The following is a 25,927-nucleotide window of genomic DNA, read 5'->3' on the forward strand; positions in this document are numbered from 1 at the left end:
AAAAGTTCTTTACCTTCCCCTTAGGGTAACGTTTATAGTGGAATAAAGAAGGGGGTTTTATGATGCAAATAAAGGAAGCCGCAATGTATTTAAATACGACACCAAAGGCGATTCGCTTCTATGAAACAAAGGGGTTAATTACACCAAGAAAGGATGAGGGAAATCAGTATCGTTACTTTTCGGAAAGTGACCTTTATAGATTAAGTACGATTCTAGCATTACGAGAGATAGGAGTGGCTGTGCAAGATATCAAAACGATATTAGAGGATCCTAATCTAAGTATTAGACAATATCTTGACATTCAACGAACGGCTCTTTTTGAACAGTGGTTAGAGATGAGGGATATGATAGAGACGATTGATAAAATGCTGGAGCAAAATTGGAAGAATGATTCGATTGAAGCGATTCATCAGCTAGCAGCTCATTTAAAGAATATGAAGGAAATCCGAGGTAAATGGCAAGACCGATGGGATTTTAACGAGCAAGCTAAAGATTATGATAACCATATTAAGAGGGAAGGACATGTATTTAATGTACATGAGGGCTATGATGAAGGACTTCAAGCTGTAGTCGAGAAAGTGAAGCTAGGTTCTTGTAGTGTGGTGGCTGATATCGGAATTGGTACAGGGAATTTAGGAGCAAAATTTCTTCCTAACCACAAGGTGATAGGGGTAGATCAGTCAGAGAAAATGCTGGAGAAATGTAAGGAAAAACATCCAACGATTGAGACTCGTAACGGACACTTTCTCGCTTTACCATTATTGGATCAGTCGGTGGATGCTATCGTTTCTAGCTATGCTTTACACCATCTTCCAGATGAAGAAAAGCTGTTAGCCCTTAAAGAAATGAAACGAGTGCTAAAATCTAATGGCCAAATCGGTATTGTTGATTTGATGTTTCAAGATGAAATACATCGAAAAAATGTTTTAAATCAATTCCGAAAGGCTGGCAATCAAATTGCGGTGGATTCAATTGAAGATGAATATTATGCGAATCAATCACTACTGGTAGAATGGCTAAAACAAAACGGCTATAAAGTAGAAGCGATACAGATTAACCGTATATTGGGTCTGATTTACGCTTATAGTTGAAATTTTCTTAATATAACTTTATGATAAAGGGAAATACAGGATATGGAGGGATTGGATGGGGATTTTTGTTACAGAGTTAGAAGCTTTTACGGCGGTTGGTGTGTGTTGGAAGGGGACTTTTAAACAAGCTCAAGCGGGAGAGATTAGAACCTTTATGCAGGAATTCCGTGAACGATTAGGAGAGCTTCCTCAAGATGCGGATAAATCGGAAATAATAGGACTTTCATATGATGTCACTTCAGAGGGCTTTACCTATTACTTATGTTGTAAAGTGCCAGATTCAAATGGGCAGCTACCGGAAGGGATGGAGCAAATAACGGTTCCTGCCTTAACTTATGCGTCCTATGAGCATACAGCAGAAGAAGAGGTGAATGAATCATACACGAACATATATGGTTGGATCGAATCAAATGGATATCGTGCAAATGATGAAATTAATATGGAGCATGTCGAAATCTACCCCTCAGATTATCATCCCATTAACGAACGACCAAGGCTAACCATCCATATTCCAATTAAACGGTAATAAAAAGATGTCTCATATGGGCATGATTTCCCCCTATGAGACATTCTTTGTTCAGCGATGAAAAAGTACTTGACTTTATCAAGTTTGTATACCACAACAGTTGTGTCTAGTACCCAAATAATCTGCCCTCTCCTAGATTACTTTTTCTTCATTGGCAGGTAATCAATAATCAAAACCTTCTCGGAACTATAGTGCGACCTCCCCTATTCCTTTCACCTTGAAAAGCAGTAACCGTATTGTCACGCGCTAGCCTTCGGCAAATTCAGCTTATCACTGTAATTAACAACAACTTAACTAAAATTAAACACTCGAAAAAATAACGTATAATGGTAAAATAAGAAGTATATGTAAATATTTTCGCAATTCAAATATAGGAGGGCGCGTATGGAGGAACATTTTTCACGACCGAAGAGCTTTGGTACAGTACTAGACCAAACGTTTAGAATAAGTAAAAATAACTTTTCGACTTTTTTTCTGGTCTTCCTCATTATGGTAGGTCCACTGATTCTTTTAGATGCACTACTTTCATTAGTATCAGGAACGAGCTTCTTTCGTGATATGGTAAGTGGCTCCACCTTTTTAGACCAGCTAGTTAATACGGTAGATGAGGCATTATATGGTACCACTACTGTATTTGACGATTTACGTACGATTATTATTGGTCTTGGAGGACTAGTATTATACCCGTTAGCGACTGCCGCTGTCATACTCGCGATAGATGCACAAAGAAGACAAGAAGAATTTACTGCCGGATCGCTTCTTAAAGAATCAGTTACCAGATTTTGGCCTATTGTTGGTAGCTCACTCTTATTCGGTGTTATCGGGTTTGGACTGATTTTCGTCCCTACTTTCATTATTGTAATGGTCGCAACAGTAGGTTTAATCATTGATCCGATTATCGGGATATTTATGGGGGTAGTGTTATTTCTAGCTGCAGCAGTAGTTGGTGCTTTTCTACTAACTAGATGGGGCCTTTATCTACCTGCTGTTGTATTGGAACCGTGCGCCCCTGGATTAGGTAGAAGCTGGCAATTAACGAGAAAGAACTTTTGGAGAACCTTTGGTTTACTTGTTGTAATTGCTCTTATTGCGATGATAATAAGTTCCGTATTTGAAGTTATCTTGACACTGCTTTTAGGCTATAGTGTGCTGTACAGTATACTTATCGATATCATTTCAATCATTACCATGATGTTCTTCTCTGTAGGCTATGGGTTAATCTATTTTGACTTAAAGCTACGAAACGACGGGGATGACTTAATGGACATGATTGATAACTATGAAACTACTAAACAATAATCCCTAACCTTAAGGTGATAAAAAATGACCGATTTGGATCAAGCAAGAGAGAAAATAGAAGAAATAGTAAATACCGAAGAATACTTGAAGTATTATGAGGATAATCGTGGGTTCCTAGAACGATGGTGGGATTCAGTAGTGGAATGGTTCAACGAGCTACTATCCAGAGTATTTGGATCCATATCAGCGTCTAATGGGTTTGCTACGGGTTTAGTAATTGTTATAGCGATACTTGTAATCATGTTAGTTCTCCTTGCTATTTACTTCTTACTTAGGCATTACCGGAGAAAACTCCATTATCGGGATCGTCAGCTCTATAGTAAGCAGGAGAAGGACTGGTCCTATGTAGAACATTTATCGGAAGCGGAAAAACAAGAGGCAAATGGCAACCTTCAAGTAGCAACTAGACATTTATTCTTAGCATTATTACTAAATTTTCATGAAAGAGGCTATGTTGAAGCAAGAATTTCAAAGACAAACTGGGAATATTTTGAGGAAATCAAACAGTTAGAGAAGGGGCGAGCTGAAAGCTTTTATAAGCTGGCCCGGATTTTTGATGACGTTGTATATGGAGAGCAGCCAGTAGATAGCGCATCCTATCAATCCTATAAATCGTCCGTGTTGCGTTGGGTTTTAACATCGGAACAGAAACAAGAAGAAGGCTAAGGGAGGCACTCAATATTGCAAAAATCAATAACTAAGGCATGGGGCTGGCTCTTTGTACTCTTAATTATTTTTATCGCCATTAGTCTTGTTTTCGGTTCTAATAAATTGGAGGAATATCCGCCCTATTTATCGACATCACCATCTCCAACTGGGGTAAAAGGTTTTTATACCTATTTAAATGAAAAAATCGATTCAGTTGAACGGTGGGAAGAATCACCAAGTCAACTAGTGGAGGAAGAAAACCAGCTTCTCCTCATGGTGGAGCCAACCTTAATTTCAGAACAAGCTGTCATGAATGAGTATGTTTCATTTATGGAAGCGGGAAATACCATTCTTCTTTTTAAGAATAATTTGGAGGGTATGTTTGGAATAAGTACAACCTATGGAATGGTTGAGGGAGAAACGGTGATAATGGAAGATGCTTCTGGTTCAGAATATGAAGCTACCATGAACACACAAACACGGATATTACCGGAAAGTAACGATGAAATACTATTACAGGATGATCTAGGAGTCATCGCAATAAAACGTTCATATGGTAATGGAAAATTAATAGCAGTAAATTCACCGGACTGGCTGACAAACCACTATATTTTAGAAGCGAATAATCTTGATGTTGTATTAAACCTATTAGGTGAAGAGAAGTGGGATGAGATTCGTTTTGATGAATACACCCATCGATCATTAAAATCTCAGGCGATGCACGACATTTATCCAATATGGCTACTTGTAGCAGCTTTCCAGCTTATTTTCTTTACACTATTGTGGCTTCTTTATAAAGGGAAACGATTTGGGCCAATTCGGACACCGAGGGAGGAATATGTTCGCTTTAGTGATGAACATACTACAGCACTAGCTGCCTGGTATAAAAGAGGAAAGGCATATATGGAATCCTTGAATAGCCAAGCGGATTATTTACGCTTATTACTTCGAGAAAAATGGGGAATTTCCTACCAAAAGGAATGGAAGGACTTAGAGGAAGTATTAGCTGTCAAGCTACCTTTGGTAAAAGATGATGAATGGACCTCCTTTTTTAGTGAGATAGAGGCAGTTCTTCATAGAAAGAATATAACAAAGCAAGAATACTTATTATGGTCAAAACGAATGGATCGTTTACGGAAAGAGGTGGAGGCAGAATGAGAAATGAATTAACAACCTTAATAGAAAACTATGAAAAACGTATTTTAGGACAATCTACGAATCTACGCCTACTATTATCTGCCATATTATCAGGAGGTCATGTACTTCTCGAGGGGGTACCAGGAACAGGTAAAACACAAATGGTAAAAACACTTGCAAACCTTTTGGGCGGAGAATTTAATCGAATTCAATTTACACCAGATTTACTACCAAGCGATATTACAGGTAGTACGATCTACAATATGAAGGATAGTACATTTCAAACGTTAAAGGGGCCAATCTTTGCTAATGTGTTATTAGCGGATGAAATTAATCGTACCCCGGCTAAGACACAGGCAGCACTGTTAGAAGCAATGGAGGAAAAGCAGGTTACCATTCAGGGAGAGACATATCCATTGCCGGAGGTCTTCTTTGTAGTGGCTACGCAAAATCCAATTGAATTTGAAGGAACTTATCCACTTCCAGAAGCTCAGCAGGATCGTTTTCTATTAAAACTATTTATTCAATTTCCTTCTTTAGAAGAAGAAACGAATGTTTTATTAAATGTACTTGAAAATAAAACCTTTATCGATGAGGTTCAATCTATTATGGATATGGATATATTTCTCGCCATTCGTAAGGAGATTGAAGCTGTTACATTAAGTGATGACGTATTATCCTATATCATGCAAATTGTTCGTCGTACAAGAGATACGGAATCGATTCGGTTTGGAGCAAGTACTCGTGCTGCAATTGCACTAGGTAAGGTTGCAAGGGCTTGGGCTTATTTATCAGAACGAGATTATGTGACACCAGACGATGTCAAAATAATTGCTAAACCTACATTAAGACACCGAATTCAGCTATCTCCTCATGTGGAATTGGAGGGAGTGAACATTGACCAAGTTATTGAAGAACTTGTGGGCTCGGTTCCTGTTCCAAGATAGAGGGATTGTACCGACAAGAAGGTTCTTAGTCGGATATGCCATCCTTTCCCTAATCATTACCTTGTTAACACTTGTCGGTCTATCCTGGACTACTGTGATTCTACTGAATGTATTCGTATTACTAGCTAGTTTACTGGATTTACGTTTTACACCAAAACGAAGCCAACTAAAATTTAGAAGACTCATTTCACAGCAATTAGAAAGAGGCCTTCCTTATAAGGTAGCAATCGAAGTGAGAAACGAGTCTGATTTAAGCTGTAATATGAAATTGATTGATGGGACACCACAATCCTTTCAAGTCGATCTTCCGCTAGAGGGAGAAGTAACCGGAACAGGGACGACAACCTTAACATATGACGTAATCGCCCCTGTACGCGGTTTTTACCAGTTGAAAAAAATCTATGTTCGCTATTATAGCGCCTATGGACTATGGCAGAAGCAAACCGCTCAGGAGATCATAGACGAGGTTAAAGTCATCCCGGATTTGACGGAAACGAAGAAGTATTTGGAGGATGCCCAGCACTATCTGATGCATGAAGGAATGAAAATTCGCAAAAGGAAAAGTGGTGTAGGGGAATTTTCTCAAATACGTAATTATGTCGTAGGTGATGACCCGAGAAAGATTAATTGGCGCCAGACAGCTAAATTACAGGCTGTCATGACAAATGAATTGGAGCCAGAGCATGGAAAACATGTAATGTTACTTATTGATTGTGGACGGATGATGGGGGCAGAACTGAAAAGTGCGAATCGGCTGGAAAGGGCATTAGAAGCTTCCATTACGGTTGCTGCAGCTGCACTTGGTAATGGAGATTATGTTGGCGTGATTGCTTTCTCCAAAGATGTTTCCGTCTTTGTACCACCAGATAAAGGGATGGCCCAATTACAAAAAATACTTCATGCAATCTATGATTTGAAGGTGGATGCTGTTGAATCGAATTATGTTCAAGCATTAAACTATTTACAAGCAGTACAGAAAAAGCGAAGTTTAATTCTCTTGTTTAGTGATATGCAAACATTTCTTCAAGAAGACCGTACGTTAGGCTATTTTGAAGGAATTAAAAGACGTCATTTATTCCTTTTAGTTACAATACAAGATGAGTTGTTAGTAAAGCGGGCAAAAGAAGATCCGAATGATGTAAATCAAGCCATGATCAAAGGTGTCGCCCAGCAGCAGATTCTATATAAGAAACGTCAAAAGGTTAAATGGGAGAAACGAGGATTTTTGATGGTGGAAGCAAAGGAAGAACGGCTAGCAACAGATGCCGTCTCCCATTACATCCAGATTATGAATCAAGGCCTACTTTAGGCTTTGGATGAAGTAGAACTTTTCCTAGGGCAATGTAAGCAATCATACCAACTACGGTGATTCCAGCTACGATGTATTTTGCTTCGAGTGAAATAGCAGCGGGTGTGATAAAGCCTTCAATAATACCAGCAATTATGAACAGCGGAACGGTCCCTAGGAAAAGCTGTACGGACCGTTTTCCGTGATATTTTAACTGGTAGACCCTTGAATATGCACCAGGAGCAAAGAGCTTATACCCCATAAGGAGACCGGCACCACCTGCAATAAAGATAGCGGTTAATTCGACCATACCATGTGGTACGATATAAGCCCAGAACTCATAGGACATATCATAATGCCAATACAGTCCAGCCAATGCACCAACAAGAAGGCCGTTATAAACCATTAAATATACAGTTAATAGACCAAATGTAATTCCGCTGGCGAATGCGAGAATGGCAACCTGTATATTATTGGTCATGATTTCCGCTGACATCAGGGAAGAATCAACAGAATCATGCCCCTCACCTAAACGTTCCGGATCCACACTTTGTGAGACCTCTGCTGGAAGAACAGAATATAAATGTAGTGGATCATCAGCAATTGCAAGAAAGCCAGCAAGCCCACCAGCGAAGAATAATAGGGCGGCAACTATGATGAATTTCCATTGCTCATATAACAGTCCGACAAACTTTTTGGAAAAAAAGTCGCGAATCTGTTTTCCGCTGGTCACTTGGTTTTTATATAATAGGTTATGAGATTTACCGACTAGCTCATTAATGTAAAAGGTAATTTCCTCATTTGGGAAATAGGTCTGACTATACGATAAATGCTGACTAACCTTTTGATAAAGACTATCAAACTCGGTAATCGTCTTGCTCGTCACATTTTTTCTTCCTTTACTTAATAGGGTGATATATTGTTCAAGCTGTCTCCATTCCTCACGATGGAGCTTAATAAATTGTTTTATATCCAAAGAGAGAACCTTCTTTCTGAACGGTTGTTGGTTACGTTATGTACAAAGATAATAGAATTAATGCTCTGTCACAATCACGGGAGGCTGTGATGTATCCATTAATTAGATTATTTCCTTTGTTTATAATTATAATTTAAAGAATAGTGAAACATCAACAGGAGGATTAAGATGAATCAAGGACAAGTCGAAATAAAAACACCTCAATTTGTTTCCCTTCAATATCAGATTGCGGGACTGGGTAGTCGTGCAGCTGCAATGTTAATTGACCAGGCGCTCATCATGGTTACTAATCTTCTCATCTATCTTATCTTCATCACCGCTAACCTATCCGATATGTTTTACTTTTCGGATTCTTGGCTACCGATTGCAATCGCAATTACCATCGTATTTGTTATTAACTGGGGTTACTTCTTTTTTGCGGAATATTTCTTTAGTGGGAAAACACTTGGTAAAAAGTGGCTAGGAATTCGTGCCATCCAAGAAAATGGTCATAGTCTAACACTTTTATCTAGTTTAATTAGAAATCTCCTTCGTATCATTGATATGCTACCTACTGGCTATTTTGTAGGAATGATGTTTGTATTTTTTCATTCAAAACATAAGCGGCTTGGTGATATTGTGGCTGGTACGATTGTAGTACATGAGCGAGGTGTAAAAAAAGAAAGAACCTCAAGAATAGATAAGGAAATTGCCAGACGTGGCCTAACTAAGGATAGCTTGCAACTTGAGGACTGGGCATTGCGTGCGATAGGAAATAAAGAATGGGAATTATTACGAGCTTACAGTAGAAAATTCCTGAATGTAAGTGTAGTGCAAAGAGCACAACTTACCAATCATCTTGCAGAGAAGCTACTTCCGAGATTAGGGATAGCCATTGATGGTAAGCCTATTACCGAGCGGGAGAATATTCTTCTAACCCTTTATGTGATTGCTAGAGAAGAGTGGGAATATGAGCTGTCATGAATAGATATATTATCAATACGATGAGCTAGTAGAACTTAAAAGCGAAATTCTTGAGAATCTATATGATCTATCTGTACGTGATAAAAGGTTTTATTAAACTAAAAAAGGCCAGACCCTATTTAATAAGGTCTGGCCTCTTCATATGTGAATTAAGAACGAATCCACTTCCAAATCTCGCCAGGTGTAGCATTTTTACCATACATTAAAATTCCAACTTTAAAGATCTTACCAGCAAGCTTCATAAATACGAAGATGCTAATTAGCAGAACAGCTAAAGCAATTAGGATTTCAATCCATGGCCATTCCTCTAATACGGTTAGGCGCATAATAAGAACACCTGGGGAGGTGAATGGAATATATGATGCGACCTTAGCAACTAAGCCACTTGGATCAGAAAGGACTGGTGCAATTAACACGAATGATAGGAATGGAAGCATCATGACTAGCCCTTGGAAATTACCACTTGTAGACATATCAGCCATTGTCGCACCAATCCCAACGAAAATGGATGCGAATAGTAGATAACCTAGAATTGCGATTAACACTAATAGCAAGGTTTCCGGAACTAATAAGTACTCCATTACGGGCTCATCTATTTTGAATGCTGCAAATGGTACAACAAATAGAAGCAATACCACTACTTGAATAATACCAAGAACAAAATAACCAATAATCTTACCATTCATTAATTCACTAGGTGTCACGGATGAAAGAATAATCTCCGCAATTTTATCCTTTTTCTCCTGAGAAGCACTTTGGAAAATCATCATACCAGTGATTACGATGGAGAATAGTATGATTCCTGCAAAGAGACCCGGAACAATTTTTTCTAACGGATTCTCTTCCAGCACAGATTCCTGCCCATCTTCCGTCATGATTTCATCAACAGCTACTTCTTCAAACAGTACACTAGTTGAAATGATTGCTAATTCCTCATCTGTTAAGTCTAACTGGGAAATTCTCTGCTGTTGTAATGGTCCCGCTAAAAGATTTACCTCGCTACTAAAGCTTGAAGGTATATCTTCTGTAGTATAGACAGGGATTGCGCCCGACTCTAAGCTTTCCGAGTTAAGAAAGATGTAAGCAGTATTCTCACCATTTTTTAGCTCTTCTTGAATCTCGTTTTCGGTTAAATTGGTTTGGTGTAATATCCAATCTAATTCATACTGGTCAGCTGTTTCTTCCATTAAATCAAATACATTCAGCTGATCATTAACGAAGATAGTTACCTCTGTTGATTCACTATCAGAACCAAATAGGCTTCCTAGAAATCCGAACGCTAGAATTAATAGTGGTGTAAGGAATAAACCAATGACAAATGATTTATTTTTTAAATTACGCTTGATTTCCCATTTTGCTACTTTCATTGAATTACGCATCTAGATCACCTGCTTCCTGAATTAACTTCCTGTTGGTCGCAATATCGATGAAGATTTCATGTAAAGAAATGCGATTGATTTTTAATTCATATACATTTAAATCAGACGGCAAGTTTTTAAGCCAGCTGGTAGGCTCGACATCTGAATCAAGATATAGAATGGTTGTTTCGTCTTTCTCCTCTACACGTTGAACAGAGGGGATACCTTCTAAATCCTGGCGAGCATTTTTCCCACGGATTGTACATTTAAAGTTAGCATATTTCGTTTTCACTTCATCTAATGTTCCATAGATTACCTTCTGACCGTTTTGAATCATAAAGAGACGGTCACACATTTCTTCGACTAGATTCATCTGGTGGGAAGATAATAGAATTGCTGTCCCTCTATCTGCAAGACTACGAATCTCTTCTTTAAACAGCTCTTGACTAACAGGATCTAGACCAGAAAAAGGCTCATCTAATATTAAGAGTTCCGGTTCATGGAGAATAGCACCGATAAATTGTACCTTTTGCCCCATTCCTTTAGATAGCTCTTCCATTGAAACCTTTTCTTTTCCTTCTAAATCAAATTTCTTCAAATACATGAGAATACGTTCTTTTGCTTTATCTAGTGGATAATCTTTTAAATCGGCTAAGTACAGTAAAATATCCATGACTTTCACATTCTTGTATAACCCGCGTTCTTCTGGCAAATAGCCTATCTTGTTACGTGGGATTTCTTTTCCTTGATGGTTATGAAACGTAATCGATCCTTCATCGGGATACATAATCCCCATAATATTTCTAATCGTGGTGGATTTACCAGCACCATTAGGACCTAAGATGGCCATGATCTCGCCTTTCCTTACTTCAAAGGAAATCCCCTTTAAAGCTTGTTTGTCTTTGAAGGATTTCTTTAACCCTTCGACGGTCAGCATTACTTCCATGTTATTCCTCCTATAGTTCTTTTTTTGTTAGTAATAGGGTAATAATGTCTTCCATTTCAAGTGAACTACGGTTATTCCATTTCACGTTATTTATTTCTAGAAAGTGTTCTGTTTCCGATGGGTTATCTGAAATCAAAACATTTCCCTCACGTGATATGGCACCAGGAATTGGGGTTTCTGGAACGGCACCAGCTAGCCAATAACGGGCATAATGTTCCATTAGTTCCTCTTTTTCAAAGTTACCAATTACTTCCCCATTATGTAATACGAATAAGTAATCGGAAAGTTTCCTAATATCATCAATTTGATGACTTGCAATGATAATGGAACGATTACCAGGTTCCATCCAATCTACTAATAAATCTATTAATATTTTCTTAGATGGGATATCCATAAAATTGGTAGGCTCATCTAAAATAAGTAGTGGTGCGTTTCTAGGGATAGTTAGAGCAAGGTTTAATTTTTGCTGTACACCCTGTGAAAGTTTACCAAACCTTTTATCGACAGGAACATGAAATAATTCAATCATTTTCTGGAATAAAAGCTCATCCCAATTTGGATAAAGTGGGGCAATTAAATCCTTTAACATCGTACCAGTAAATGAGTCCCATCCAATAATGGTTTGGGGCTGGTAGGCAATAAGCTGTTTCCAATTCTCGTTATCACCATGCACTAACATATTATTAACTTTGATATTTCCCATTTGGGGCTGTACTAAATTCATAATTAGCTTTAGAAGTGTACTTTTACCAGAGCCATTATTTCCGACTAGTGCAGTAATCGTACCGGCTTCAATTGTTAAATCAACCGGACCAAGATGGAAATCGTCTATATTTTTTTCAAGATTTTCGATATATAGTAGAGAATTATTCATGGCTAAATATCTCCTTTCTCTTTTGATTTCAATATTTCGAGAAAAATTGTTTTAACTTGTTCAAGACTATAATCATAGCTGAGTGCGGTATCAACGGCATTTTCTAAGATGTTATAGACAGAGGTTACCTTGACCTCTTGCTTTAAATCCTCAGATATATCGGCGACAAATGTCCCTTTCCCTTGAGAGGTTTTAATGAAGCCTTGTACCTCAAGGTCTTGATAGGCTCTTCGTGTTGTAATAATACTAATTTCTAAATCCTTTGATAAGACTCTGATAGAAGGAAGTGGTGTGCCAGCAGATAGGTGGCCACCAGCAATAAGAGCCTTAAATTGGTTCACGATTTGGTGATAAATAGGCTCTCTTGAATCCTTTGAAATCCGGATAGGAAGTTCCATGATATACACTCCTTTCTATTAGAGAAAATCAACCTGTTTAAATTGTTTGACCATTTTGTTCTTCCAATAGATAAATCCAATAACGGCAGCCATAATGGATAGAATCGCAGAAAGAAGTGTCCACTTTTTGGCAATAATAATGGTCCATTCTACTATCCCGTAAGTAAAAAAAGTGGGAAAAGATAGGATTAATATAACAACACCTAGTAAAAGTATTACAGATAGGACAGTTGTAAGTTTCGATACATTATTATTAGTTCCAAAATCCATCACAAGTGCACTAAAGCCTATATAAATCCCGAATGATAGCCAAATAATGGCAAATGAAATATAGGCGTCTAGTTCCATCATGCTTCTTATTTCTGGACTAACTAGATAAAGCGCGAAGAACATATAAAGTTGAAATGGAAATGAACTTAAAAAGTAGTGAATAATAGATTTTAATACAATAGTTTGTTTCTTAATTGGTAAGCATAAGCCCATAACAACTGTTGGTGATACCCATGTATGGCCACTGATTCGTTGAAATTGTAATCCTTTATGTCTCGACCACATTGGACCGAAAATAAATAATAGCAAGTAAAACAAATCAAAACCTACAAATCTATTCTCTTGAGTGTGTAAAACTGTTAAAAATAAGATGATGAATATGGAAAAAAATAAAAATAGCCCAATATAGCTTTTCCATGATATTTTTAGTTCTGGTTTGACTAACTGAATAGCAGACTTTAAATTTTCTTTTAACATGTCATAACCCCCTCATCTTTACCCATAACGAAGCGTCTTTAAAGCTATCCGCATGGCTCTTATCCATGTGTGATATCCAATAACAGCTACTATGATGGAAATCCCCGCTGAAAGGAGAGGAAAGTCATTGGCGAATATAATGGACCAGTATACGATACCATGACCAGAAAATGCATGAATTAATGTTAATATCCCAAAAGTTAACAGAGTAAATAAGGGAATTACAATTAGAGATCCTGGGTTGGTTACTGCAAATCCTCCCGCACCGATATTAAATTTAGGAATAACATAACCGATACCGATGGAAATGGATAACCAAATCATGCAAAAGGATATAAAAGAACCAATGGACAACAAATTAGTTAATGATGTTGAAAGGTAAATTAATATAAGAGCAACAAGCTGTATGGGAAATGTATACAGAATGTGCATAATTAATCTACTAGTTATAATGACTTCATCTCTAATAGGTAATTGCTTTTGCAAATAGACGATAGGTGAAGCGAAAAGTCCATTTTGCAATTGCTGTACCTCAAAATTCTTTGGTTTAGGGAATAGTGGTGATGAAGTAAATACCAATAAGAATATTAAGTCAAATAAGATTGTTCCATTTTCTATGTAGGATGAAAATTCCTTTATGAAAAAGAGTGTAAACATAATCGTAACAAGATAAGCTAACATGATATTAATGGCTGATTTCTTTATCTCCCATTTATTAAGTTGAAATGCGGTCTTCCAACTTTTCATGGTATTTCCTCCTTTTTAAAGTGGGTGTTATACTGTATATATCTATATGCACAGTATAACTCTAGTTTGTGATTCTGTCAACAGGAGGAATGGAATAGTATGAATGGTCTCCTTCTTTATAGTCAAATCAATCCTTGAGCTTTGCTACCCGCGTATACCATGTCTATCTAAAAAGCTCACATTATGCACGTTCACACTTTTGTAAAATATATTGTGAAATAATGCACAAAATGATATTTACATAAATTAATTCACGTGTTATTATCAAGGTGTAATAAGGAAACACACTTACAATATATTGTGAAATGTTGAGCAATCACTTAAACAAGATAAAAAAGGAGATGGATTAAATGTTGAATTTTATTCGGGAAAATAAAGTAGCAGCGGGGATTCTAGCAATTATTCGTATTTACATTGGTTATGCATGGTTAACAGCTGGTATTGGGAAATTAACTGGTGGAACATTTGATGCAAGTGGATTTCTACAAGGTGCAATTGCAAGTGCTGGAGGAGATCATCCGGCAGTACAAGGATGGTGGGCAACATTTCTAGAAACAGTAGCTCTTCCAAACGCTGATCTATTTAGCTTTATGGTTATGTGGGGAGAGATATTAGTAGGTATTGCACTCATCCTAGGAATTTTCACTAACTTCGCAGCATTAATGGGCTTAACAATGAATTTTGCATTCCTATTCAGTGGAACAGTAAGCACAAATGCACAAATGGTTCTATTAACCGTGTTCCTAGTAGTAGCAGGATTTAATGCCGGAAGATATGGACTAGACAGATGGGTAATGCCTTTCTTAAAAGCACATATGCCAATTCGTAAGCATAGAGAAAAAGTTGCAGTGGCATAATTATAGGAACAATAGGCCGGGACAAAACAATTTCTAACATAGGATAAACCGAACATGAAAGTTAGCGCATCAAATCCGCCCCGGAAATATACTACGCTTTCCGGGGCGGCTGGTGAGCCTCCTCAGAGCTAAAGCTCTTCCGGGGTCTCACCGATGCCTTTCCTCCCACAAGAGTCTCCGTATATTTCCGGGGCTAATGTGATTGTTCGTCTTTTATTACCTATGTTTCAGTTATGTCCCAACCTCATACATTCACCATAAAATATAGGTTCTAAAAGGAAACATTAAATAAGATAAATTATGGTACGCCACCTTTTTCAATTAATATTCGTCTTTTGTTCGTAACGTTATGTAAATCTCTTTTAAGCTTGCCCCACTGTTATGTTAATTGAAATAATTTCCTCAACTCATTTTCAATTGATTGTTGCTCAATTTCTGAGACATTTACCATTAACCCATCAAAGATTCCAAAGACACTTCCCCCAACTATAGAATAAATCCTATTTATTGTATGTTTAGCCATTTCTATTCATGTGAATAATGTAAATAATTAACATTCAGTTGGAGGGAAAAGCATGATTAGAAAATGGGTCATTATTGTATCAACCATAGGGCTATTATTAGCTTTGGCTTTAACAGTCCTCAACCATGATATCGGTCAAGAGGACAATCCGAGTATCGAGACAACCGGTACATTGAAGGAGGTATCGGATTCACTTCTAGTAAGCCTGATAAATAATAAGGGTGAACAAATTGGTCATGCCAAGCTAACGGAGACATCAGAGGGAGTGAGCATTAGCCTTGATGCCTCTAATTTACCACCAGGTCCACATGGATTTCATATTCATGAGAAGGGGGTCTGTGAAACACCAACATTTGAGTCAGCAGGTGCACACTTTAATCCGACTAATGCCAAGCATGGCTTCGATCACCCGGAGGGACCACATGCAGGTGACTTACCCAATCTGGAAGTGAAGGCTTATGGTTCAGTGTCCACAACGGTGGTAGCCAATATGGTGACATTGGAAAAGGGGAAAGATCATTCACTATTACGCGAGGGTGGAACAGCATTAGTCATCCATGCTAATCCGGATGATTATAAATCGCAGCCTTCTGGTAATGCGGGTGACCGAATTGCTTGTGGCGTAATTGCAGAATAAACAATAGCAGGACTCCGAGTAAACCAACTTGGAGTCTTTTATTTGTGGTAGGGAATTTTGTAATGCTATTTGAAGCGGTAATCTCTCTTTTTTTACGTGATGATAAGTTACCATATAAATGTTCATTTTAAACAAATTTTGAAAAAAAGTAACATTTATTGTTGACATATTTGTGAATATGGAACATAATAACGTTAGTTACTAACATTACAATGTTAAAAGATAACAAAGAAGGACTGATGAGATGCAACCATCAGAACGAAGACAATGGGTCTTAGAAAAGATAGAACTTGAAGGTAAAGTGGAGATTGATTCACTTTCCAATGAATTAAATGTATCTCCGATGACAATTAGACGTGATTTAGATCAGTTAGAGGAAGAAGGTCGCGTTATTCGAGTTCATGGAGGTGCAGTCGCGGCACGTTCCCTTATTGCGGAAACGCCTTTCCTTACAAAAGAAGGCCGACACACAGAAGAAAAGAGACAAATTGCTAAGAAAGCATTATCCCTTGTGAGAGACGGTCAAATTATCCTTTTGGATTCAGGAACGACAACATTAGAGATTGCTAGATTGTTAAAGGTTAAACAAGATTTAACCGTCATAACAAATGATATAAAAATAGCAGCAGAATTAGTTGATAGTAAATTGAAAGTTATCGTTACAGGTGGAGAATTACAAAATGATGTTGGAGCATTATTTGGTCCACAGACACATCACTTTTTAAAAAACATCCATGCGGATTTATTTTTCCTAGGTGCACATGCCATTGATTTACAAGCGGGTATTATGTCACCAACATTTGAGAAATCATTAGTAAAACAATTAATGATGGAAGCGGCAGAAAGCACATGGTTAGTAGCCGATTCTAGCAAAATTGGTGAACGTGCATTGTCCAAGGTATGTGATTTACAAAGTTTAACAGGGTTTATAACCAATGAACATATTTCTGAAGAAGTAAAAGACCAGCTCTCAGAAATTATGCCGATTATATAACAACTGAGGTGATACATCATGAAGGTTGGTGTTGTTGCAGACGATTTAACGGGCGCAAATGCAACCGGTGTCAAATTAAGTAAACAAGGCTTTACAGCGGCGACTGTTGTATTTAATGATGAAATTCCAGAAATGGATGAATTAGATGCTGTTTGTATTGATACAGATTCACGATATGCATCTGATCGGATTGTCATTAATCGAGTGAAAAATGCAACAGAAAAATTCCGCACTTGGGGTGCTCAAGTAATTTGTAAACGGATTGATAGCACTGTTCGAGGGAAGATTGGCTTGGAAATTGATACGATTTTAGATGAAGTTGGAGATGATAGTGTTGCTGTTGTCGTTCCATCGTTTCCAGACTCAGGAAGAGTGTGCTCAGGTGGCTACTTACTAGTAAATGGTGCCCCAGTACAAGAAACAGATGTAGCGAAAGACCCAGTTATGCCAATCAAACAGTCTTACGTGCCAGCTATTATTGAAGAACAAAGCAAATTTGAAGTTGCCCATATCGGATTAGATACTGTCTTAACGGATTCAGCGAAAATCAAAGCAGCCTTTGATTCCCATATCCAAGACGGGAAGCGAATCATTGTAGTTGATGCGGTGACAGATGAAGATATTGAAGAAATTGCTGAGGCAATGGTGCAAATTCAAGGAGTACATCTTATTCCTACTGACCCAGGCCCATTAACAGCATCTTATGCAAGGGCATATTCACATCAACATGTTGAACAAAGTAAGGTTATTGTGACAGTTGGTAGTGTAACAAGTTTAACAGGTCAGCAGTTACATTATTTAAAGGATAAAACTAATTCTACACCTGTTTATGTAGCAGCAGAAAAACTAGCTACTATGCAGGATTCCTGGGAAGTAGAAGTGGATCGTGCCGTGAAGGAAGCATTAGAACGGATCCATCAGGATGATGTCCTTATTATTACAACACACAAGGAGCAAAACGATTTAATAGATTTCCAATCGATTGCCGCTAAGGAAAATGCTACCCAAGATGCCTTAGCAAAACGTATAACCGATGGCCTAGCAAAGATAACGAGGCTAGTAATGGAACAAACAAATTACGCTATTCAAGGTTGTTTTACAAGTGGTGGAGATGTAACCGCATCCCTTTGTGCGTTAAGCATGGCTTCAGGTATCAAGCTAGAGGATGAGGTATTACCTCTTGCAGCGTATGGAACACTGATAGGTGGACATTTCCCTGGGCTGCCTATCGTCACAAAAGGTGGTATGGTCGGGGATAAAAAGTCTATTTTTGCATGTGTAAAATATTTAAAAACAAAAAGGAGTGCAGCACGATGACACAAATAAGAGAAATTATTGCTATACCAATGGGAGATCCAGCAGGAATTGGACCAGAGATTACGGCGAAAGCACTAGCTAACCAAGAGATTTATGATATGTGTAAACCGGTTGTTGTTGGAGATGCGAATGTCTTTAAGAAAGCAATCGAAATTGTCGAAAAGGATTTAACAGTGAATGTAATTACCTCCCCAGAAGAAGGTCAATATGAGTATGGTACGGTTGATCTAATTGATTTAAATAATATTGATATGACAGAGCTAGAGTATGGAGTTGTTCAGGCACAATGTGGAAAAGCGGCATTTGAGTATATTGAGACCTCTGTCAATCTAGCAAAAGCAGGTAAAGTAAAAGCTTTAGCTACAACACCAATCAATAAAGAGTCCCTTAAAGCTGCCGGTGTTCCTTACATTGGACATACGGAAATGCTTGAATCATTGACCAATACAAAAGATCCATTAACCATGTTTGAAGTAAGAAATATGCGTATCTTCTTCTTAACACGCCATCTTTCACTTAAAGATGCCATTGCACAAATGACAAAAGAGCGTGTTCGTGATTATTTAAACCGTTGTGATAAAGCACTTCAACGTCTCGGGATTGAAAACCGTAAAATTGCAGTTGCAGGCTTAAATCCACATAGTGGCGAAGGTGGACTATTTGGAATGGAAGAAGTAGAAGAAATTCGTCCAGGTATTGAAGCTGCTATTGAAGATGGAATTGATGCTGTAGGACCTGTACCAGCTGACTCTGTTTTCCACCATGCATTGAATGGGAAATTTGATGCGGTGCTATCGTTATACCATGACCAAGGACATATTGCTGCCAAGATGACAGACTTCCACAGAACGATTTCTATTACCAATGGTCTACCGTTCTTAAGAACATCTGTTGACCACGGTACTGCCTTTGATATTGCTGGTAAAAACATCGCTGCAAGCTTAAGCATGGAAGAATGCATCAAGCTCGCGGCACAATACGCGCCAAAATTTACAGCAGACACAATGGAATAAAGGATAAAAATTACTGAGGATGCCAGTCATCCTCAGTTTAAAACTGGTGAAATGAAAGCCATTACACTGTTATGGGGGAATAGAAATGGAAGTATCAGGAGTTCAAATGATAATTGGATTAATTATCGGTATTGCATTACTAATTTTCTTTGTATTAAAAACAAAAATTCATGCATTTTTAGCATTATTAATAGCCGCATCTATAACCGGTATCATCGGAGGAATGAGACCTACTGATGTAGTATCTACGATTACTAGTGGATTTGGAAGTACGTTAGCTTCCATCGGTATTATTATCGGTCTTGGGGTTATGATGGGACGAATATTAGAAGTTTCAGGAGCAGCGGAAAAGCTTGCCTACACATTAGTAAAGAAGCTCGGTAAGAAAAAAGAAGAATGGGCTATGGCTGTAGCAGGGTATATTGTTGCAATCCCTATATTTGTTGACTCAGCATTTGTTATTTTACAACCTTTAGTAAAAGCGCTTTCGAAGAAGACTGGTAAATCAGTTGTTGCATTAGGTGTAGCATTAGCTGTTGGATTAGCGGCGACACACCATACGGTTCCACCGACACCAGGTCCATTAGGAGTAGCAGGAATATTTGGTGCAGATGTTGGACTGATGATTTTAACTGGATTATTATTTTCTGTTCCAATCATTATTGTCGGTGTTTTCTATGCAAAATGGATTGGTAATAAAATATATCAACTTCCTGAAGCAGAAGGGGAAGGCTTTGTAAGACCAGACGAAAAAGAAGTATATAAAGAATTTCTAGAGGCGGTGGAAGAAAGAGAACAGAATCTTCCTTCCTTTACGAAAGCAATTATGCCAATTCTTATTCCAATTATTTTAATCTTCCTAAATACTACCTTGGGTGCACTTCAGGATTCAGGGATAGTCGCAATGAATGAAACATTTCTCGATTATGTAAAATTCTTTGGTAATCCTGTAATAGCTGTTGCACTAGGATTAATATTTGCTATTTATACGCTAGCAAACAAGCTCCGCCAAGCTGAAGCATTAGATCGTATGGAAGAAGGTATCAAAACAGCTGGTATTATTTTATTAGTTACTGGTGCTGGTGGAGCACTTGGGGAAGTTCTTCGTGTAAGTGGTACTGGTGACTTTATTGCAGAGCAAGTTGCTACTTGGTCTATTCCAGCTATTTTAGTACCATTCTTTATTGCGACATTTGTACGTTTAGTACAAGGTAGTGGAACAGTTGCAATGGTTACGGCTGCTTCTATTTCAGCACCAATTGTAGCTACATTAGATGTAAATCTTGTACTAGCAGCACAAGCAGCGGCATTAGGTGCTATGGTATTCTCTTACTTTAACGATAGTTTATTCTGGGTAGTAAACCGAATGCTCGGTATTAAGAATGTGAAAGAGCAAATTCTAGTTTGGTCTGTACCAACCACTATTGCATGGGGCGTAGCGTTGGTAATGCTAGTAGCTGCAGATTTCGTTGTTCGTATGTTTTAATCAAAAACTCTCAAGCATCACGATGCTTGGGAGTTTTTTCGTTACAATCTGTGCTGTAGGTGAAAAAGAAACAGCTTAATCGATATAAATAATCCGCTTATGGAATGTGTGCGAATATATGTTCGTGTTTTTGTCAAAGCTATGCTATAATCGGGACAAGATAATGTTCCATAGGTGTTCGGCTTCATCTTATTATTGGAGGTGATGCTACTGAGAATATATGAGGTCATGATGGTGCTTGGAAACTTCGGGACATTGCTGTTAACACTTCTTGCTTTTGTTTACAGCATGATTAACAGAAATTAAAATAGGCCCACCATAACGGAGGACCTACACGAATCATTAGTAGCCGAACCTAAAGGAACCGCTTATCACAGAGTCCAGTGGCAGCTGGACTCTTCTATTATTATGTTTAGTATACCATAACCTGTATCAAATATAGGTAAATATTCACGGTTTCGAAAGGACTTTTATATTTTTTACCCCATTCCTATTCTAGTCATACTCATGTATAATGTATTTCGAGCATCGAAAGAAAGGAGATAAGAATGGGCGCACAACTGGAAGTACAACAAAATGAAGAAATAAAAGAAAAAATTTGGACGCGAGACTTCATTTTAATATGTCTGGCTAATTTTTTTATCTTTTTTGGGTTTCAGATGACATTACCAACACTTCCAATCTTTGTAAAGGAGTTGGGAGGAAGTGATCAGTTAGTTGGTATTATAGTCGGCATTTTTACGTTTTCAGCATTACTCTTAAGACCTTATGCTGGTCACGCATTGGAAACTAAAGGGAGACAATTTATTTATATGATTGGGTTAGGGATTTTTGTCATCTCAATCGGTTCCTTTGCTTTTATTGCAAGTATTACGTTTCTTATTATTATGCGGATTGTTCAAGGTGTAGGTTGGGGTCTATCAACAACTGCGACCGGAACGATAGCGACGGATATCGTTCCTGCTAGCAGGCGTGGTGAGGGGCTTGGTTACTTTGGGCTTTCTGGTAATATCGCGTTAGCTTTCGGTCCAGGACTAGGACTGGCATTAGTAGGGAAGATTTCATTTGCAACTTTATTTCTAATTTGTGCTGCATTAGGTTTAGTGGCGCTACTTCTTTCTTCAAGAGTCCGGTATAAGAAGGTAGAACAAATCCCTGACAAAGCTGTTACTCCAAGATTTGATGTGTTTGAAAAATCGGCGATTCAGCCTTCTATCTTAGTATTATTTATTACCTTTACATTTGGAGGAATTGCAACCTTCTTACCATTACATGCTATGGATCATGATGTAGCTGGTATTGAATTATATTTCTTTATTTATGCTGCATTCCTATTTATTTCCCGCACCTTTGCTGGAAAAATCTATGATAAAAAAGGGCATGTATACGTATACTTGCCAGGTACCTTCATGATACTAGTCGCCATGATTCTACTAGCCTGGTTACCTAGCACCTTTGTTCTATTAGTTGCAGGGGGACTATATGGGTTAGGATTTGGAACGGTTCAGCCGGCATTACAAGCGTGGGCAGTTGAAAAAGCGGCAAATAATCGGAAAGGAATGGCCAATGCCACCTTCTTCTCATTCTTTGATTTAGGAATTGGATTCGGAGCATTAACCTTTGGTCAAATTGCTTATCTGTTTAATTATAGTACGATTTATCTAACTGGGGCGGTTTCTATCTTCATTTCCATGCTAGTCTATGGATTAATGGTTATAAAAACGAAAAAGGAGCATACAATTAGACAAACGAAGCAAAGTTAATTAAATTGCTTCGTTTTTTTTAGTATAATCTAATCGTTTTTTCGCTATCCTATTTAATAGAATAAGAAGGTTTAAAATTATGTAAATCTCCTTTACAATATAAGTAAAGCATTGTTTTATTAAAGGCAGGTTAATAGAATTTGAAAAAACTTAGTGATATAAATATCCAAAGGCTTTTCCCATCTTTAATCTATAAGCGTGGATTAGAATATTATAACCGTGGACACGTCACGGATTTAGCCTATGACATCAATTATAATGTGTGGACGGCGAGGGTACAAGGTTCGGAAGATTATTTTGTCGAAATCAATATGAAGGACTTAGAGAAGGGTTCAGTAGATACCTATTGTGATTGCCCAGCTTTTGCATCCTACGGGTCTTGTAAACATATTGTTGCCACCCTAATAGCGATTGTCAATAAAGAGGAACCAGAGTCTCAAGCGTTTTCGAATTACGACTATGAGTTGACCAATCGCTTTATTCGTGCGCTTAGTAATATGAGTGATTCATCGGAAGTTACAGATATTCTACCAAAAAGGGCACCGCTTCATCTTGAGTATATAATAAAGTGGTCCTATGATAAAAATTTATTAATCGAATTGAAAGCGGGAACTAATCGAGCTTATGTAGTAAAGGATATTCAGGAATTCATACGTGATGTGCTTGACGGGAATGAGCATTTCTTTACCAAAATGTTTACTTACTCGCCGAGTCAACACGATATACTTCCGGAAGACAGAGAGATATTGGAGATTCTTGGATCGGTCCAAAAAAATGAGAAAATCTATGATGGGTATCATGTATACCATTACCGCGGTAATGTTAGCGATAAACGCTCCCTTATTATCCCTCCTTTAGTTGCGGAAAAGCTACTAGAGAAATTAGTAGAGCGTGATTTTATAGTAGAAGGAACCAATAAATCTTTTACGAATATTTCAATGGAGAAGGGAAAATTACCATATCACTTTGCCTTAAATAAAAATGAACGGAATGACTTGTTATTAACGATGCATGAAGTCGAGGATAGTGTATATTTCAAGAACTATGAAATTTTATTCTATCAAGGCGTTTTTTATTTTCCTTTAAAAGAGCAGATTCCAATTCTTGAGCTTGTAAGTACCTTTGGAAAAATCGATCAGCAATTACCGATTTCAAAAAAACAGGCAGATACGTTCTTGTCAGAGGTACTCCCATCCTTAAAGAAGGTGGGAGAAGTAGAAATTTCAGAACAGGTATCTTCTGAGATTATTCAACTCCCATTACGGGCTAAGCTTTACTTGGAGGCGAAAGATGACTGGATAACCGGTAGATTGGAATATCATTACGGAGAACATGTCATTGATCCATTTAGTGGACGTGAGGAGCATGAAGTTATTATTATCCGTGATGTAGATAAAGAAAAACAGATTATGCAGCTTATTGAGTATGCGAACTTTCATTATAATGGTAGAGAGTTATTTATCGATGCTGACGAAGAAGAATTATATGATTTTCTCTACAAAGTACTCCCAGTGCTAGATGAGTATGTTGAGCTATTTTTAACATCAGAGGTCCGTAATTTTATTATGGAGAATGACCCGATTCCGAGAACGAGTGTTAAAATGGAAGGTTCTAATAATTTGTTAGAAATTGGTTTTGACATAGATGGATTAGATGATCAAGAGATTAATAAAATTTTAGACGCTGTGATTGAGAAAAAGCGTTATTATCGTCTGCAGAGTGGGGAAATGCTTTCTCTTGAAGGGGAAGAATTTATTTCCATTCAGAACTTTTTCCGTGATTTAGATATAAGTAAACAGGATGTACAGGACGGGAAAATCCATATGCCTGTATATAGGGGGACGCAAATTGATGAATTAATTGATACGAAGAAAAGCTATGATCCGGCATTCAGGCAATTATTGCATCAATTAAAGGAACCGGAGGAGCAGCACTATGAGCTTCCGGATAAGCTAAATGCATCATTACGATCTTATCAAAACACAGGATTTCAATGGTTTAAGTCTCTTAGCCAATACCGTTTAGGTGGGATTCTTGCTGATGATATGGGGTTAGGCAAGACATTGCAAAGCATTGCCTTTTTAGCATCAGAGCTTGGGGAACACCCGCATCTAATCGTTGTCCCCTCATCTGTCGTATATAACTGGAAAAATGAGTTTGAAAAATTTGCGCCATCCTTACAGGTTACGATCATGACAGGTAATCCACAGGAGCGCCATGAAAGAATGAATCAAAATAAAGATGCCGACGTGTGGATTACATCCTATGCCACATTAAGACAGGATATCACGCTATACCGGGAATTAAGCTTTCAAACGTTAATCCTTGATGAGGCACAATATATTAAAAACTATGCGACGAAAACATCGAAAGCGATTCGTGAAATTAATGCAAGCAGGCGATTCGCGTTAAGTGGTACACCAATTGAAAACTCTATTGATGAACTATGGGCGATTTTCCAAGTGGTTTTACCTGGCTTAATGCCAAATCAAAAGTCCTTTAAGCAGCTCCCACACGATAAAATTGCAACAATAACAAAACCGTTTATTTTACGTCGCTTAAAAAAGGATGTTCTAAAGGAATTGCCTGATAAGATAGAATCGGTTAGTGTATCGGAGCTTACGGCTCAACAAAAAGAGCTGTATGTTGGCTATTTAAGACAGCTTCAGCAGGAAACCGTTCAATCCTTACAACAAAGTGGCTTCCAGCAAAATAGAATGAAAATCTTAGCTGGATTAACCAGACTAAGACAAATTTGCTGCCATCCTTCTTTATTTATTGAGAATTACGAAGGTCAGTCAGGGAAGCTAGAATTATTAATGGAAACAGTCCGGAATGCGATAGCAAATGGAAAACGTATGTTAATATTCTCCCAGTTTACCAGTATGCATGAAATCATTATCGAGAAGTTAACGGAAGCGGGTATTGATTATTTCTATTTAAGTGGTCAAACTCCATCAAGTGAACGATTAGAGATGAGTGAACGCTTTAATAATGGAGAAAAGAGTGTATTTCTAATCTCGCTAAAAGCGGGTGGAACGGGCTTAAACCTTACTGGAGCAGACACTGTTATCCTATATGACCTATGGTGGAATCCAGCAGTTGAAGACCAAGCAACAGGCCGTGCACACCGATTTGGGCAAAAAAATGTTGTTCAAGTAATCCGTCTCATTACAGAAGGTACTATTGAAGAAAAAATATATGAACTACAACAAAAGAAACGAGAACTCATCGACAAAGTCATCCAACCAGGAGAAACCATGCTATCTTCCCTAAGTGAAGAAGACGTCAGAGAGTTGTTGAGTATATAATGAAATCCCCCTGAAAAGTGCAATTTTCAGGGGGATTTTGATAAGAATGGTAACGTAGATAATTCAATAAAAAAATGACCA

General features: G+C 37.8%; 25 protein-coding genes. 17 read left to right on the plus strand and 8 right to left on the minus strand.

Annotated features, from left to right (window positions below):
- Nucleotides 1-62: 62 nt before the first annotated feature.
- The 7 genes from KGF86_RS02670 (at nucleotide 63) to KGF86_RS02700 (ending at nucleotide 6,957) form a co-directional block, all read left to right on the plus strand.
- On the plus strand, nucleotides 63-1,091 hold the full coding sequence (locus KGF86_RS02670; RefSeq protein WP_211741088.1) for a MerR family transcriptional regulator: 1,029 nt from the start codon (nucleotides 63-65) through the stop codon (nucleotides 1,089-1,091).
- Between the two features lie 55 nt (nucleotides 1,092-1,146).
- Entirely contained in the window at nucleotides 1,147-1,617 is a 471-nt protein-coding gene (locus KGF86_RS02675; RefSeq protein WP_186868199.1) for a GyrI-like domain-containing protein, read from the plus strand.
- Between the two features lie 384 nt (nucleotides 1,618-2,001).
- Complete coding sequence (locus tag KGF86_RS02680) at nucleotides 2,002-2,916, plus strand: hypothetical protein (protein ID WP_211741089.1); 915 nt, start codon at nucleotides 2,002-2,004, stop codon at nucleotides 2,914-2,916.
- Nucleotides 2,917-2,940: 24 nt separating this feature from the next.
- Nucleotides 2,941-3,582, plus strand: coding sequence for a DUF4129 domain-containing protein (locus tag KGF86_RS02685; RefSeq protein ID WP_211741090.1), 642 nt, complete (start codon nucleotides 2,941-2,943; stop codon nucleotides 3,580-3,582).
- 15 nt (nucleotides 3,583-3,597) lie between these two features.
- On the plus strand, nucleotides 3,598-4,722 hold the full coding sequence (locus tag KGF86_RS02690; protein ID WP_211741091.1) for a DUF4350 domain-containing protein: 1,125 nt from the start codon (nucleotides 3,598-3,600) through the stop codon (nucleotides 4,720-4,722).
- Nucleotides 4,719-5,648: an AAA family ATPase gene (locus tag KGF86_RS02695; RefSeq protein ID WP_186868203.1), complete on the plus strand. Its 930-nt coding sequence runs from the start codon at nucleotides 4,719-4,721 to the stop codon at nucleotides 5,646-5,648. The genes KGF86_RS02690 and KGF86_RS02695 overlap by 4 nt, the downstream gene beginning before the upstream one ends.
- Nucleotides 5,599-6,957 carry a DUF58 domain-containing protein gene (locus KGF86_RS02700; RefSeq protein ID WP_186868204.1) on the plus strand — a complete coding sequence of 453 codons (1,359 nt, stop codon included), beginning with the start codon at nucleotides 5,599-5,601 and terminating at the stop codon, nucleotides 6,955-6,957. Before KGF86_RS02695 ends, KGF86_RS02700 begins: the two co-directional genes overlap by 50 nt.
- Here KGF86_RS02700 and KGF86_RS02705 read toward each other — a convergent pair.
- The gene (locus KGF86_RS02705; protein WP_211741092.1) at nucleotides 6,935-7,912 is read right to left on the minus strand and encodes a stage II sporulation protein M; all 978 of its coding nucleotides are present in this window, start codon (nucleotides 7,910-7,912) and stop codon (nucleotides 6,935-6,937) included. The genes KGF86_RS02700 and KGF86_RS02705 overlap by 23 nt on opposite strands.
- A 168-nt stretch (nucleotides 7,913-8,080) precedes the next feature.
- Between KGF86_RS02705 and KGF86_RS02710 the strand changes: the two genes are divergently transcribed.
- Nucleotides 8,081-8,875, plus strand: coding sequence for an RDD family protein (locus tag KGF86_RS02710; protein ID WP_211741093.1), 795 nt, complete (start codon nucleotides 8,081-8,083; stop codon nucleotides 8,873-8,875).
- Between the two features lie 149 nt (nucleotides 8,876-9,024).
- On the opposite strand, the gene KGF86_RS02715 is transcribed toward KGF86_RS02710, so the two are convergent.
- The 6 genes from KGF86_RS02715 to KGF86_RS02740 are packed head-to-tail and all read right to left on the minus strand — an operon-like array spanning nucleotide 9,025 to nucleotide 13,945.
- Complete coding sequence (locus tag KGF86_RS02715) at nucleotides 9,025-10,254, minus strand: ABC transporter permease (RefSeq protein WP_211741094.1); 1,230 nt, start codon at nucleotides 10,252-10,254, stop codon at nucleotides 9,025-9,027.
- Nucleotides 10,247-11,179, minus strand: coding sequence for an ABC transporter ATP-binding protein (locus KGF86_RS02720; protein ID WP_211741095.1), 933 nt, complete (start codon nucleotides 11,177-11,179; stop codon nucleotides 10,247-10,249). The genes KGF86_RS02715 and KGF86_RS02720 overlap by 8 nt, the downstream gene beginning before the upstream one ends.
- A 10-nt stretch (nucleotides 11,180-11,189) precedes the next feature.
- The gene (locus tag KGF86_RS02725; RefSeq protein WP_211741096.1) at nucleotides 11,190-12,053 is read right to left on the minus strand and encodes an ATP-binding cassette domain-containing protein; all 864 of its coding nucleotides are present in this window, start codon (nucleotides 12,051-12,053) and stop codon (nucleotides 11,190-11,192) included.
- Between the two features lie 2 nt (nucleotides 12,054-12,055).
- Nucleotides 12,056-12,451 (minus strand): GntR family transcriptional regulator, encoded by a 396-nt coding sequence (locus KGF86_RS02730; RefSeq protein WP_211741097.1) that lies wholly within the window; start codon nucleotides 12,449-12,451, stop codon nucleotides 12,056-12,058.
- 18 nt (nucleotides 12,452-12,469) lie between these two features.
- Nucleotides 12,470-13,198, minus strand: coding sequence for a hypothetical protein (locus KGF86_RS02735; RefSeq protein ID WP_211741098.1), 729 nt, complete (start codon nucleotides 13,196-13,198; stop codon nucleotides 12,470-12,472).
- An 18-nt stretch (nucleotides 13,199-13,216) separates the two neighbouring features.
- Nucleotides 13,217-13,945: a hypothetical protein gene (locus tag KGF86_RS02740; protein ID WP_211741099.1), complete on the minus strand. Its 729-nt coding sequence runs from the start codon at nucleotides 13,943-13,945 to the stop codon at nucleotides 13,217-13,219.
- A 350-nt stretch (nucleotides 13,946-14,295) separates the two neighbouring features.
- Between KGF86_RS02740 and KGF86_RS02745 the strand changes: the two genes are divergently transcribed.
- Nucleotides 14,296-14,802, plus strand: coding sequence for a DoxX family protein (locus KGF86_RS02745; RefSeq protein WP_211741100.1), 507 nt, complete (start codon nucleotides 14,296-14,298; stop codon nucleotides 14,800-14,802).
- A 379-nt stretch (nucleotides 14,803-15,181) separates the two neighbouring features.
- On the opposite strand, the gene KGF86_RS02750 is transcribed toward KGF86_RS02745, so the two are convergent.
- Nucleotides 15,182-15,325, minus strand: coding sequence for a hypothetical protein (locus KGF86_RS02750; protein WP_211741101.1), 144 nt, complete (start codon nucleotides 15,323-15,325; stop codon nucleotides 15,182-15,184).
- A gap of 52 nt (nucleotides 15,326-15,377) precedes the next feature.
- Between KGF86_RS02750 and KGF86_RS02755 the strand changes: the two genes are divergently transcribed.
- The 8 genes from KGF86_RS02755 (at nucleotide 15,378) to KGF86_RS02785 (ending at nucleotide 25,846) form a co-directional block, all read left to right on the plus strand.
- Nucleotides 15,378-15,962, plus strand: coding sequence for a superoxide dismutase family protein (locus tag KGF86_RS02755; RefSeq protein ID WP_186868214.1), 585 nt, complete (start codon nucleotides 15,378-15,380; stop codon nucleotides 15,960-15,962).
- A gap of 244 nt (nucleotides 15,963-16,206) precedes the next feature.
- A complete protein-coding gene (locus KGF86_RS02760) occupies nucleotides 16,207-16,956 on the plus strand; it encodes a DeoR/GlpR family DNA-binding transcription regulator (RefSeq protein ID WP_186868215.1) in 750 nt (249 codons plus the stop codon).
- 18 nt (nucleotides 16,957-16,974) lie between these two features.
- Nucleotides 16,975-18,273: a four-carbon acid sugar kinase family protein gene (locus tag KGF86_RS02765; RefSeq protein WP_211741102.1), complete on the plus strand. Its 1,299-nt coding sequence runs from the start codon at nucleotides 16,975-16,977 to the stop codon at nucleotides 18,271-18,273.
- Entirely contained in the window at nucleotides 18,270-19,286 is a 1,017-nt protein-coding gene (gene pdxA / locus KGF86_RS02770; RefSeq protein WP_186868217.1) for a 4-hydroxythreonine-4-phosphate dehydrogenase PdxA, read from the plus strand. Before KGF86_RS02765 ends, pdxA begins: the two co-directional genes overlap by 4 nt.
- A gap of 85 nt (nucleotides 19,287-19,371) precedes the next feature.
- Entirely contained in the window at nucleotides 19,372-20,772 is a 1,401-nt protein-coding gene (locus tag KGF86_RS02775; RefSeq protein ID WP_186868218.1) for a GntP family permease, read from the plus strand.
- Nucleotides 20,773-21,000: 228 nt separating this feature from the next.
- A complete protein-coding gene (locus tag KGF86_RS19645; RefSeq protein WP_425516470.1) occupies nucleotides 21,001-21,078 on the plus strand; it encodes a hypothetical protein in 78 nt (25 codons plus the stop codon).
- Between the two features lie 242 nt (nucleotides 21,079-21,320).
- A complete protein-coding gene (locus KGF86_RS02780; RefSeq protein ID WP_211741103.1) occupies nucleotides 21,321-22,535 on the plus strand; it encodes an MFS transporter in 1,215 nt (404 codons plus the stop codon).
- 140 nt (nucleotides 22,536-22,675) lie between these two features.
- Nucleotides 22,676-25,846, plus strand: coding sequence for a DEAD/DEAH box helicase (locus KGF86_RS02785; protein ID WP_211741104.1), 3,171 nt, complete (start codon nucleotides 22,676-22,678; stop codon nucleotides 25,844-25,846).
- The last annotated feature ends 81 nt before the right edge of the window (nucleotides 25,847-25,927 follow it).

The organism is Ornithinibacillus massiliensis (assembly GCF_018310345.1).
In the GTDB taxonomy this organism is placed as follows: Bacteria; Bacillota; Bacilli; order Bacillales; family Amphibacillaceae; genus Ornithinibacillus; species Ornithinibacillus massiliensis.